Source organism: Bacillota bacterium LX-D, assembly GCA_031628995.1.
Classification (GTDB): domain Bacteria; phylum Bacillota; class DUOV01; order DUOV01; family Zhaonellaceae; genus JAVLUO01.
In genome coordinates, this window is sequence record JAVLUO010000005.1 from 1 (window position 1) to 12,844 (window position 12,844).

The window sequence follows — 12,844 nt, forward strand, 5'->3', positions numbered from 1 at the left end:
CGGAGGGGAACCACCCGTTCCCATCCCGAACACGGAAGTTAAGCCCTCCAGCGCCGATGGTACTAGGGAGTATTCCCTGGGAGAGCAGGTCACTGCCAGAATTAATTTTTAAGTCCAGTTACAAGAGTAGCTGGACTTTTTGAATTTAAACGTGTTAAGTTATAATTTAAAAGTTATGTGAACTGAGTCATCTTTATAGATACTGTAAATCGATTTTACTTATTTTAATGAGTTATTTAGAAAAAAAAGAAAATAATAAATTTAATTTAAGAAAATTATATGGTAAAATCTAAAGAACAAAAGCTGTATAGGAGATTTATTATGAAAATAGCAGTTGTAGATGGTCAAGGTGGGGGTATTGGAAAAATTATTACAGAAAAGATTAGACAAGAATTTGGAGATTTAATTGAAATAATTGCTTTAGGTACAAATGCATTGGCAACTTCTCAGATGCTAAGGGCTGGTGCAAACGATGGTGCTTCAGGTGAAAATGCAATTGTTTTAAATGTCCATAAGGTTGAAATAATTATAGGGTCAGTAGCTATTTTAGCAGCTAATTCTATGTTAGGTGAATTAACCCCTAATATAGCAAAGGCGATTGGGGAGAGTAGTGCCCACAAATTATTATTACCTATAAATAGATGTAATATTGATATAGTTGGCGTAGTTGCTGAACCTTTACCTCATCAAATAGAGCAACTAATAGAGAAATTAAAGAAAATTGTATTAAATCCAAAGTAATATTGGAGGGTGTAATGGATTATTTAAAAATAACTAACACAATTGTTTCTTGGATTAAGGAAAAAGTTGAAAAGGCAAAAGCAGAAGGTGTTTTAGTAGGATTATCCGGCGGTATTGATTCTGCTGTGGTCATGGCCTTATGTCAAAAAGCATTTCCGAATAATTGTATAGGAATTATTATGCCATGCTATAGTAACCCGAAGGATGAAATGGATGCCAAAATTTTGGCTGAACATCTTCAGGTTCCTTACCAAATTATTAATTTGGGAAAAGTATACGATAGTTTGTTGCAAGAAGTAACAAAAGCTGACAAATTGAAAAATGTAATGGCTTTAGCAAATATTAAACCAAGATTAAGGATGACGACTCTCTATTACGAGGCTGCGTTGAGAAATTATTTAGTTGCTGGCACGGGGAATAAAAGTGAAATTGAAATTGGTTATTATACAAAATATGGTGATGGAGGAGTTGATTTTGAGCCAATTGGCGAATTGGTAAAAACTCAGGTTCGTGAACTAGCAAAGTATTTGCAAATTCCTGGTGAAATTATTAATAAAGCTCCGTCAGCAGGACTTTGGACAAATCAAACTGATGAATCAGAAATGGGATTTACTTATGAAGAATTAGATAATTATATCTTAACTGGTCAAGCTGAACCTAATATAAAAGTTAAGATTGAAAATCTGAAAAAAATAAGCGAACATAAAAGACATTTGCCGCCTTGTGCTACATTAAATTAAAAATAAAATCTCAATATGGCAAATAACATAAAGATATGCTTAAATGGCAGAGGATTTAATATGGGAAGGGTGTTATTATGTCTGGACATTCAAAATGGGCAAATATTAAACATAAAAAAGCTAAAATGGACGAAAAAAAGGGCAAGATATTTACAAAGATTGGCCGTGAAATTATTGTTGCAGTTAAGCACGGTGGGTCTGACCCTAATACAAATTTACTGTTGAAGAATATTATTCAAAAGGCTAAAGAAAATAACATGCCAAACGATAATATTCAGAGAGTTATCCAAAAGGCCTCTGGAAACTTGGACGGACAAAATTATGAAGAATTAGTTTATGAGGGATATGGTCCAGCCGGAACAGCTATTTTGTTAGATATTATGACGGATAATCGTAATCGAACGGCTGGTGAAATTAGACATATATTTTCGAAAAACGGGGGCAGCTTAGGTGAAACTGGCTGTGTAGCCTGGATGTTTGAAGCTAAAGGTTTATTTGTTGTTGATATTACTCAATTTGCTAAAGATGAAGACGAACTTATGTTATTGGCAATTGAAGCCGGAGCTGAAGATGTCACTGTTGAGGGGGAAGAAATGCTGATATACACTGCTAAAGTGGACTTTGATATGGTAAAGGATAACATGCTAAGCTTCGGCATAACTTTTAGTTCAGCAGAAATTACAAAAATACCCAAGAATTCAGTTGTTATTAGTGATTTGGAACAAGCACAAAAAATCATAAAATTAATAGATTTACTTGAGGATAATGATGATGTGCAGGCAGTATATTCAAATTTTGAAATAGATGATTCTATAGCTGACCAAATATAAAAGAATAATAAGTATATAATCTCTCTTTTTTGGAAATATTAGACAATTAGAAGTAAATGGAGGGATTATATATATGAAATTAAAAAAATATAAGCAATTATATGTTTTTTTGGGGTTGGTATTTTTTACTAGTTTTTTACTCGTTTATTTGATTACTTCAGTTTTTCAAGGACTTGATTTGAAAAGACAAAAGTCTACTCAGGCGAAAGCTGAGGCCAATAACCTAATTGCTGAAGTTGAAGTTTTTAAAAATTATTTGCTATGTAATCATGTCGTTAAAGAAAATGAATTTCCATTAAGAATTGATGATGCTAACATGGCTCTTTTAAGCAAGCAATATCCAGTTAAACAAGGATGGAAAATAAATGTTGAAAAAAGTAACAAAATAAATATTACACAGGATTTAAAAAAACTTTGCCCGGAAGATGAGGAAAAAAGGTATTTGGCCGTACATAATAATTATTTAGCAATTTATAAGGGCCCTATGGGCTATGGAACCCTAGAAAAAATCACAGAAATTAAAGTTACTACTTTGCCAAAAGAATGGCAGGAAAAAGCTTACAGAGGTGAGCTTGTGTTTGCAAATGAAGCTGAGTTATTAGAAGCATTAGATAGCTTAGACGAATATGAATAAGCTGTGGCCACAGTTGGTTACAGCTTTTTATTATGCTAGTTACGACATTAAAAGGTTATGCCTAAAAGCAGGTATCCTGTTTAATGCGTCGAATAGGTTTGACGAAAGGGGCTGCTATATTATGTTGATTATAGGTATTGATCCAGGAACAGCCATAATAGGTTTCGGAATAATTGAATTAACTGGTAACCATTTTGAAGTTGTGCATTATGGCAGTATTCAAACTAGTAAAAAGGAATCTTTAGCAAATAGACTGCAAAAATTGTATGTTGATTTAGAGAAACTAATTATAGAGTATAAACCTGATCATCTAGCTGTAGAAGAACTTTTTTTTAATAAAAATAGCAAAACAGTACTTGCTGTTGGACAGGCAAGAGGCGTGGTATTATTGGCAGGAGCAAATTATGGTTTAACAATTGGTGAGTATACTCCGTTGCAAGTGAAGCAGTCAGTTGTGGGTTATGGAAGAGCGGAAAAGAGGCAAGTGCAGGAAATGGTGCGGGTAGTATTAAATTTGCCTAATATTCCTAAACCAGACGATGTAGCTGATGCACTTGCAGTAGCTATTTGTCATGGACATTCTTTTAAAATACAAAAGCTATTGCGGGAAAAAGGTGAAATAAATTGATTGCTTTTGTAATTGGAGAAATTTACGCTGTTCAGCAAGATATAGTTTATGTTAATGTTAATGGTATTGGCTACAAAATATTTATCCCTGCTAATGCGCTGTCAAAGCTTCCTCCGCTCGGAGAAAAAGTTTTTTTGCACACTGTATTTTACTTACGTGAAGATCAAGTGCAACTTTATGGCTTTTTAGATGTAGAGGATAAAGAATTATTTCAAATACTTATCGAGGTTAGCGGAATAGGTCCAAAGCTGGCTTTAGGTATTTTGTCGGCTACTTCTAGAATTGACTTAGTCAACGCTATATTAAATGAAAAAATCAGTGTTCTAACTTCATTACCAGGAGTAGGTAAAAAAACTGCACAAAGATTAATATACGAACTAAAAGATAAGTTAGAAAAACTTAATCTAAATGGCAGTCTATTATGTACAAATATTGAACCAGGGATAGGCGGCGGCGAATATGAAGAAGCATTGGAAGCTTTGGTAAGTCTGGGTTACAACCGCAAGGAAATTGAACAAATTCTTTATAAAGTATACAATGAATTAGAAAAAAGATCTTCTAGTGAAGAATTAATTAAAATAGTTTTAAAGAAAATGAGCAAGTAATAAGGGTGTTTGAAATGGATGAAGAAAGATTGTTATCAAGTAGCATTAGAGTCGAGGATTGTGAGATCGAGGGTAGTTTACGGCCACATACACTTAAAGAGTATATTGGACAGTCTAAAATTAAAGAGAATTTAATGGTTTTTATCGAAGCAGCTAAACAACGACATGAAGCGTTAGACCATATATTGCTATATGGTCCTCCTGGCTTAGGGAAAACGACATTGGCCGGTATTATCGCTGCTGAATTAGGCGTACAAATCAGGATTACATCGGGCCCAGCCATTGAAAGAGCCGGGGATTTGGCAGCTATTTTGACTAATTTACAGCAAAATGATGTATTGTTCATTGATGAAATTCATAGATTAAATAGAAGTGTTGAAGAAGTACTATACCCTGCTATGGAAGATTTTGCTTTAGATATTTTAATTGGTAAGGGACCTAGCGCTCGTTCTATTCGTTTAGATTTACCTAAGTTTACATTAATTGGTGCAACTACTAGGGCAGGTTTGCTGACTTCGCCCTTGAGGGATAGGTTCGGAGTCATAAGCAGATTAGAGTATTATCAAAATAGTGAGTTGCTAAAGATCGTGCAGAGAACAGCTGGTATTTTACGTGTGCCCATTGCTGAAGATGGAGCCAGGGAAATTGCTTCAAGATCAAGGGGAACCCCCCGAATTGCTAATCGTTTACTTAAACGAGTTAGGGATTTTGCACAGGTAAAAGGACAAGGAATAATAGATTTAGATATAGCGGAAAGTGCCCTAAACTTACTGGAGGTTGATTCTCTCGGCTTGGATGGTACAGACCGAAAAATGCTTTTAGCTCTCATCCAAAAATTTGGTGGCGGACCTGTTGGTATCGAAACCTTGGCTGCAGCAATCGGCGAGGAACCAGGAACTATTGAGGATGTCTATGAACCGTACTTACTTCAGATAGGTTTTTTAAATCGAACACCTAGAGGACGAATAGCCACAGAGTTTGCCTATAAGCATTTTGGGATACAATACCATTCAGAGTAACAGTTTCTACTAAGCAAAAAAGGGTGATAGTATGGATTTTGGTGGTATGGGAAAAACAATAATTATTATGGGAGTGGTTTTAGTTTTTATTGGCCTTTTGCTAATTGGAGCAGGGAAAATTCCTTTTTTGGGAAAACTACCTGGAGATTTTTTCTGGCATAAAGGTAGTTATACTTTTTATTTTCCTTTAGCTACTTCAATTCTAATCAGCCTTTTACTAACTATTCTGTTGAACATATTTTTTAGAAAATGATCATAAAATGGGCCAGCCCTGCCGAGCAGGATTTTATCTTTAAAATGTCGAAATTAGATTAAGTTTTGCAAAAAAGAGGGTGTAGCTTTTGAAAAGAATATCTTTATTAGTTAGTTTTAGCTTTTTATTTGTTTTCTTATTAATTAACTGTGCTTTCGCCGAGGAAGGTACGAAAATTAAAGTAGGGCTGGCAAGTAGTTTAAATCAAGCCGAATTTAAAGTGGTAGAGGGAAATTACCAACTGATTGATGTAGCTACAGGGTTGGTCATTGCTCGCCCTAATGCCGGTGAAAAGTGGGTGGTTTCCAAAGAAGGACTTGGGCTTAAGGTTTTGAAAGATAATGTAGCTTTCGAAATGCCTTATCAGGGCCCTCTTTTATTAAATCCTGAGAATACTAAACAAAAAAATGTTTTTTTATTTAAAAAAGTGCAATATAGTGATCAATTATTTTTACAAAGCGAAGATAAAGGTATTTTAGCCGTAAATATACTTGACATTGAGAAGTATTTATATGGAGTTGTAGGAATGGAAATAGGGAATTCAGCTCCTTTAGAAGCCTTAAAAGCCCAGGCAGTTGTATCTCGGACTTATGCCTTAGCACAGAAGGGAAAAAGTACGAGGTACGATGTAGGTATTGATACTGCTACACAGGTTTACGGTGGATATAGTGCCCAAAGCGGGTCAGGATGGAGTAGGGTAAAAGAAGCCGTTGACGATACAAAAGGTTTAGTGATTTACTACAATTCAAGTATAATAAAAGCTTTTTTTCACGCCAATTCCGGTGGCTATACGGAAAATTGTGAAAATGTTTTTGTGGAAAATTTGCCTTATTTAAAAGGCGTGCCAGCCCCTGAGGATGAGTATGCTTTGAGTTATGCGCATCAATCAAACGGTTGGCCTGCTAGTACTTATAAGTGGGAAAAAACAATTTCAAGAACTGATCTAAAAAAACAAGTCGATGCTTGGAATAATAAATCCTCAAATAAAATAAATGTTGGAGAAATAATTGATTTTACGCTTTCGCGAACACAACAAAATAGTACAGCCAAAACAGTATCTAATAGGGTAACGCAATTTGACTTTGTTGGAACAAATGGCACTAAATCATTTTATAAAGATAGTATTCGCAGCGTTTTAGGTCTTAAAAGCACTTTGTTTGATTTGCAGCTTGATTCTACTATTACAGTTCTTGATGGTAATGGTAAAAAGAAAACATATAATTACGCAAACAACTTACAAACTGTTAGTGCTAATGGTACTACTGCATTTATTAACGAAGCAGAAAATTATTATTGGGTTCAAGGTAGCCAAGCTCAGAAAAATATTCCAAAAGTTTTCCAAACAGTAGTTATTAATGGTAAAGGTTATGGGCACGGTCTAGGAATGAGCCAATGGGGAGCTTGGGGTCTAGCAAGTCAAGGGTATAATTATATTTCTATCATAAAACACTATTATAACCAGGATAAAAATGACGGACATTTGACCATTGCTCAGTATCGTTAAGGAGATTTGTGATGAGAGTAGAAGATTTTGACTACCAATTGCCGCAAGAATTGATTGCACAGATTCCTGCTGAACCAAGAGATTCATCTAGGTTAATGATTATCAGCAAAAAGGATGCTGCAATAGAACACAGTAACTTTAAAAATGTCTTAGACTATTTAAACCCAGGCGATGTCTTGGTATTGAACAATACCAAGGTTTTACCAGCAAGATTATTTGGAGAAAAAATGAATACTGGAGCGCGTATCGAAATTGTACTATTAAAGCGTTTGAATTATACGCAATGGGAAGTCCTAGCTAAGCCAGGGAAAAGGATAAAGCCTGGGGCAATTATAAATTTTGGCAATGGTGCTTTAGAAGCAAAAGTTGTGCAAGAAACTGAAGCTGGAGGGAAAATTTTAGACTTTAGATTTCAAGGTATATTTGAGGAAATTTTACAGCGTTTAGGGAAAATGCCACTGCCCCCTTATATTAAAGCAGAGTTGTCTGATCAAGAGCGATACCAAACAGTTTATGCTGAACACGATGGGTCAGCAGCAGCTCCCACAGCAGGACTACACTTTACTGAAGATTTGTTAAAACAAATTGCAAGAAAAGGTGTAAAAATTTGTTACATTACTTTACATGTAGGGTTAGGAACTTTTAGACCTGTACAAGTAGATATAATTGAAAATCATAAAATGCATGCCGAATATTACGAGATAACTCAAGACACTGCACAAATCCTAGATAAAGCCTTAAAGGAAGATCAAAGAATTATAGCAGTGGGAACAACTTCGGTACGTACTTTAGAAACAGTGGCTTCTAAATTTGGTAGAATAGTGCCAACTAGTGGCTGGACTGATATCTTTATATATCCAGGTTATGAGTTTAAAGTTGTCCAAGGTTTATTGACGAATTTTCATTTGCCAAAGTCAACTTTAATTATGTTAGTAAGTGCGTTGCTTGGTACTGACTTAACATTGCATGCCTACAAGGTTGCTGTGCAGGAGAAATACAGATTTTTTAGTTTTGGTGATGCTATGCTTATATTGCCATAAATATTTTTGGCAAATTAGGAGTGATTTTTATTGAGTATCAGTTTCGAAGTGGTTAAAGAGAGTTCGAAAAATAAAGCCCGACTAGGTAAGCTTACTACAATTCACGGTACTATAGAAACTCCAATTTTTATGCCCGTAGGTACCCAAGCTACAGTAAAGACTATGTCTGCTCAAGAACTTTTAAATATAAATGCGCAAATTATTTTAAGCAATACCTACCATTTATATTTAAGACCTGGACACGACTTAATTGCTGAAGCCGGAGGATTACATAGTTTTATGAATTGGCCGAAACCCATCTTAACTGATAGTGGCGGTTTCCAGGTATTTAGCCTTGCTAATTTACGCGAAATAACTGATGATGGCGTTGCTTTTAGATCCCATCTTGATGGATCCAAGCATTTCTTCAACCCTGAAAAATCTATGGAAATTCAAATGGCTCTGGGTTCCGATATTGCTATGGCTTTTGATGAATGTGCTCCATATCCCTGTTCTTATGAAGAAGCTGATAAAGCTTTGGAAAGAACAACACGTTGGGCAGAAAGATGTAAACAATTTCACAACCATCCTTATCAAGTAGTTTTTGGAATAGTGCAAGGAAGTGTATTTGCCGATTTGAGAAAAAAGAGCGCTCAGCAAATAACTGAATTAGATTTCCCAGGTTACGCCATTGGTGGGTTAAGTGTTGGTGAACCAAAGCCTGTTATGTATGATATGCTGGAACACACTATCCCTTACTTACCTAATAATAAGCCAAGATATTTAATGGGAGTCGGTTCTCCTGATTGTCTAATAGAAGGAGTGCTGAGAGGAGTTGATATGTTCGATTGTGTTCTACCTACTAGAATCGCTAGAAATGGCACAGTTATGACGAGTCATGGAAAGTTAGTAATTAGAAATGCACAATACGCTAGAGATTTTTCTCCTCTTGATCCAGAGTGTGATTGTCATGCTTGCCGTAATTATTCTAGAGCATATATTAGGCACTTATTAAAAGCTGAAGAAATATTAGGCATTAGGTTAACCACAATTCATAATTTAACATTTCTAATAAATTTAATGAAACAGATTAGACAAGCTATTAGTGTTGACAACCTAGAAGATTTTGCGGCGGAATTCTATGCAAAGTATAATTCTTAGAAAGGGTTTTACAGGAAATGTGTAGAATAGGCATTCAACAATACTATATGAAAGGCGAGTGGAACATATGCAACAATATACGACTCTAATTATTTATGTTGTTTTTATTTTTGGTTTATTTTATTTTTTAATGTACAAGCCTCAGCAAAAACAAAAAAAGGCGCGTCAAGAGTTAATGCAAAATCTAAAGGTAAACGCACACGTTGTAACAATTGGTGGATTGCATGGCAAAATTATGAAAATAAAAGATAGAAGTGTTATTCTAAGGATAGCTGATAAAGTTGAAGTCGAATTTGAAAAATCAGCTATTTCCTATATTGCAGGCAAAGAAAGCTAAAGCTCGCCATTGCGAGCTTTTTTTATGGCACAAAATTATGAAAATTGTTGTTAATTGCAATTTAAAATAAAGAGGTTTATAATTTATTAGTATGTATGTAGTAAATAAAGGAGGAGAAAAAATGAGATGGGGGAACATATTTAAACTGCTTCTAGTACTCGTAATTATTATTGCTGGAAGCATTTTGGCTTTTAACCCACTGCTTAAAAAGATAGATTTAGGTCTAGATTTGCAGGGTGGGGTTCATGTGTTAATGGAGGCCCAAGAAACGGCTGCACATAAGGTTACTGATGATGATATGAAGCAACTGGAATCAGTTATGAGGCAGCGTGTAGATGAGCTAGGTGTTAGCGAACCTATTATTCAAAGAATAGGCGGCAAAAGGTTAGCAGTTGAATTGGCAGGAATTAAAAATCCTGAAGAAGCAGTTGAAATTATTGGAAAAACAGCTTTGCTAGAATTTAAGACTGCAGACGGTAAAACTGTTCTAACTGGTAAAGATTTAAAAGATGCCAAAGCTACTATGGATAATACTTCTGGGGAACCAGAAATAGGGCTACAATTTAACGACGCGGGAGCTAAAACTTTTGCCAATATTACTGGGCAATTAGCAAGTTTTCCACAGGGTGATCCCCAAAGAAGAATTGCTATTTACCTGGATAATGAGTTACTTACTGCCCCCGAAGTTTCCGGACCAATTCCCAATGGGCAAGCAAGAATTACAGGTGGGTTCAAATCATATGATGATGCAGCTAATACTGCGGCATTGTTAAGAGGAGGTTCATTGCCTGTAAGTACTAAAATTATTGAAAAAAGAACTGTTGGACCAACTTTAGGTTTGGATTCTTTAGAAAAAAGTAAACAAGCTGTTATAATTGGCCTACTTGCCGTAGCTATTTTTATGCTGGTAGTATATAGGCTTCCTGGTATAATCGCTGATATTTCTTTACTGGTATTTATTATATTAATACTTTGTGGCTTAATTAGTGTCAAGGCTGTTTTGACGTTACCTGGTATTGCAGCACTCCTTCTAACAGTTGGTATGGCCGCCGATGCAAACATAATTATTTATGAAAGAATCAAAGACGAATTGCGTAATGGTAAAACTACTAGAGCTGCCGTAGAAGCAGGTTTTAAAAGAGCTTTTGGGACAATTTTTGACTCCAATTTAACTACAATTATTACTGCGGTAGTGCTTTTTTACCTAGGCATAGGATCAGTGAGAGGATTTGCTTTGAACCTAATTATTGGTATTTTACTTAATATGTTTACGGCTCTTACGTTGACCAGGTTCCTCTTAAGATTATTTATTAAAATTCCTGGCTTAAATAATAAGAAACTATATGGAGTAAGGGGGGGAGCCAAGTGAAATTTGATTTTATTCGTAGAAGAAAGATTTGGTATATAATATCTTTATTAATTATTATTCCTGGGATCATTTCCTTTTTTACTAGAGGTTTAAACTTGGGAATTGACTTCAAGGGTGGCAATATTCTTGATGTTCATTTTACTCAAAACGTCACTATTGCTCAGTTGCGTTCAACTTTAGATGAATTAAAAATAGAAGGTTTGCCGCAAGAAGCTGGAAAAAATAATTTTATCATCCGTACTAGTGAATTGTCTGAAGAACAAAACAAATCTTTGATTAAGAATTTATCTGATAAACTTGGGGAAATGAAGGTTAATAGAAACGAAAAAGTCAGTGGTACAGTAGGAAAGGAACTGACTCAAAAAGCTATTTACTCTATAATTATCGCTTCAATTTTAATGGTTGTTTATATTACCTTTAGGTTTGAATTTTACTTTGGTCTTGCTGCTGTACTTGCGCTCATTCACGATGTGTTAGTAGTTGTAGGTGTTTTCTCTTTATTTCAAATTGAAGTCGATGGTACATTTGTTGCCGCTTTATTAACTATTATTGGTTATTCAATTAATGATACCATTGTTATTTTTGATAGAATTAGAGAAAATTTACGTTTTTATAAAAAAGAATCAAACATTGACGTTGCCAACATGAGTATAAACCAAACACTCTTTCGCTCTATTTCAACTGTCTTAACTGTTATAATGTGTTTGGTAGCAATTCTTGTGTTCGGCGGTGAAACAACCCGGATCTTTGCTCTAGCTATGCTAATAGGAACGATTACTGGATGTTATTCATCTATATTTAATGCAAGTCCATTATGGATTGATTTTAAAAGCTTATCCCAAAAAAAACATAAAAATCCAGTGGCAGCCAATAAATAAGCCAAAAATAAAGCTAGTTTTGTGCATAGCAGCTATTACTTTAACACATAAGGTAATAGCTGCTTTCTTAATTTGCCCGGCATTTTTGCTGAGCCGATGGGCTGAAAGAAACCCTATCGCCTAACCGGCAGGAAAATAACTCGTATGCAAGGGCGTCACTGGTAACTGCGGGGTCTGAAGGAAGCCGAAGGAAAAAGTGGGAAAGACCAAAAGCCGGATAAACTGATTAGTTAGGACGGATGCGTTCAAGTTCAGGTAAGGAAACCTAACCGGGGAAGCACGAAAATATCAAGACATTGCTGCCAAAATACTGAAAACGAACTCAAACTAACCGTTAACAAAGACAAAACCCACCTTACAGAAGTAAGTAAGGATGTATCCTATCCGGGCTTCATTATCTACAGGAAAATAGTCGCAGTCCCCCCTAAGAAAATAAAGAGACTTAAGGAAAAAATAAGGCAATTGACACCACGGAACAAAGGTAACTCGATTTGGTTTCTATTTGCTAGTAATTTTCGTTTATTAACGACTTAAAAATTTTTCATTGGAAAAGATATTTATATTACGATTACGCCTGGTAAACGGGGTGGTTTAATGGAAATATTTTTTAATACATTGCTACTTATAATTGGACTATTAATAACCTTATTGATAGGAGTTAAGGGTTTTATGATAAATTCATTATTATTGTTGGTAATTATACTTTCAAATAATAATTTTGTACCATTGGTATTTATATTAAATTTTTTTATATTAGTATTAGCTGCAATTATATCTTTGGCATTAGATAAGTACAGTAGAAGAAAATTTGATCCGTTGCCTATACGAGAAATTATTATCGGCAGTTCTGCCTTGGGAATAACGATTGGTATGCTATTTTCACCAATCTGGCTTGGAGAAATTTTTGCTCTATTTATGGGTACGCCACTGTTACGTAGATATGCACTTCTAGGTCGGAAAGCTATATTATTAACATGTGCAGGTTGGTTAATTAGAAATTTTACAATATGGGTTCTAACTATTTGGCATATAGTTGAATTAATTTAAATCGATTAACCCATAAAAAATGGAATTCCTTTTAAAAAGAGGGTTCCTTTTTTTGTTTCAATTTTTTTTTGCAGGAAAG

Annotated in this window: 15 protein-coding genes and 1 rRNA gene; all 16 read left to right on the forward strand. The window is 35.0% G+C overall.

The genetic code is table 11. The annotated features are described in order from the left end of the window. A 5S ribosomal RNA gene (gene rrf / locus RDV78_05735) occupies positions 1-101 on the forward strand; the annotation flags it as partial. A 220-nt stretch (positions 102-321) separates the two neighbouring features. Then, positions 322-741, forward strand: coding sequence for a DUF3842 family protein (locus RDV78_05740; protein MDS1029996.1), 420 nt, complete (start codon positions 322-324; stop codon positions 739-741). A gap of 14 nt (positions 742-755) precedes the next feature. Further along, positions 756-1,481 (forward strand): NAD(+) synthase, encoded by a 726-nt coding sequence (gene nadE, locus RDV78_05745; GenBank protein MDS1029997.1) that lies wholly within the window; start codon positions 756-758, stop codon positions 1,479-1,481. A gap of 77 nt (positions 1,482-1,558) precedes the next feature. Continuing rightward, entirely contained in the window at positions 1,559-2,311 is a 753-nt protein-coding gene (locus tag RDV78_05750; GenBank protein MDS1029998.1) for a YebC/PmpR family DNA-binding transcriptional regulator, read from the forward strand. 73 nt (positions 2,312-2,384) lie between these two features. Then, entirely contained in the window at positions 2,385-2,945 is a 561-nt protein-coding gene (locus tag RDV78_05755; GenBank protein ID MDS1029999.1) for a hypothetical protein, read from the forward strand. A 121-nt stretch (positions 2,946-3,066) separates the two neighbouring features. Beyond that, positions 3,067-3,573, forward strand: coding sequence for a crossover junction endodeoxyribonuclease RuvC (gene ruvC / locus RDV78_05760; GenBank protein MDS1030000.1), 507 nt, complete (start codon positions 3,067-3,069; stop codon positions 3,571-3,573). Continuing rightward, the gene (ruvA, locus tag RDV78_05765) at positions 3,570-4,178 is read left to right on the forward strand and encodes a Holliday junction branch migration protein RuvA (GenBank protein MDS1030001.1); all 609 of its coding nucleotides are present in this window, start codon (positions 3,570-3,572) and stop codon (positions 4,176-4,178) included. The genes ruvC and ruvA overlap by 4 nt, the downstream gene beginning before the upstream one ends. A gap of 14 nt (positions 4,179-4,192) precedes the next feature. Continuing rightward, a complete protein-coding gene (gene ruvB, locus RDV78_05770; GenBank protein MDS1030002.1) occupies positions 4,193-5,197 on the forward strand; it encodes a Holliday junction branch migration DNA helicase RuvB in 1,005 nt (334 codons plus the stop codon). A 31-nt stretch (positions 5,198-5,228) separates the two neighbouring features. Then, positions 5,229-5,450 (forward strand): DUF2905 domain-containing protein, encoded by a 222-nt coding sequence (locus RDV78_05775; protein MDS1030003.1) that lies wholly within the window; start codon positions 5,229-5,231, stop codon positions 5,448-5,450. 88 nt (positions 5,451-5,538) lie between these two features. Next, positions 5,539-6,954 carry a SpoIID/LytB domain-containing protein gene (locus tag RDV78_05780; protein MDS1030004.1) on the forward strand — a complete coding sequence of 472 codons (1,416 nt, stop codon included), beginning with the start codon at positions 5,539-5,541 and terminating at the stop codon, positions 6,952-6,954. Between the two features lie 11 nt (positions 6,955-6,965). Further along, positions 6,966-7,994 carry a tRNA preQ1(34) S-adenosylmethionine ribosyltransferase-isomerase QueA gene (queA, locus tag RDV78_05785; protein MDS1030005.1) on the forward strand — a complete coding sequence of 343 codons (1,029 nt, stop codon included), beginning with the start codon at positions 6,966-6,968 and terminating at the stop codon, positions 7,992-7,994. A gap of 30 nt (positions 7,995-8,024) precedes the next feature. Beyond that, positions 8,025-9,134, forward strand: a complete 1,110-nt coding sequence (tgt, locus tag RDV78_05790) for a tRNA guanosine(34) transglycosylase Tgt (GenBank protein ID MDS1030006.1) — start codon at positions 8,025-8,027, stop codon at positions 9,132-9,134. A 67-nt stretch (positions 9,135-9,201) separates the two neighbouring features. Next, complete coding sequence (gene yajC, locus RDV78_05795) at positions 9,202-9,471, forward strand: preprotein translocase subunit YajC (GenBank protein MDS1030007.1); 270 nt, start codon at positions 9,202-9,204, stop codon at positions 9,469-9,471. Between the two features lie 121 nt (positions 9,472-9,592). Further along, positions 9,593-10,840 (forward strand): protein translocase subunit SecD, encoded by a 1,248-nt coding sequence (gene secD / locus RDV78_05800; protein ID MDS1030008.1) that lies wholly within the window; start codon positions 9,593-9,595, stop codon positions 10,838-10,840. Then, positions 10,837-11,718: a protein translocase subunit SecF gene (secF, locus tag RDV78_05805; protein MDS1030009.1), complete on the forward strand. Its 882-nt coding sequence runs from the start codon at positions 10,837-10,839 to the stop codon at positions 11,716-11,718. Before secD ends, secF begins: the two co-directional genes overlap by 4 nt. Before the next feature lie 594 nt (positions 11,719-12,312). After that, positions 12,313-12,765: a hypothetical protein gene (locus tag RDV78_05810; GenBank protein ID MDS1030010.1), complete on the forward strand. Its 453-nt coding sequence runs from the start codon at positions 12,313-12,315 to the stop codon at positions 12,763-12,765. Positions 12,766-12,844 lie beyond the last annotated feature (79 nt).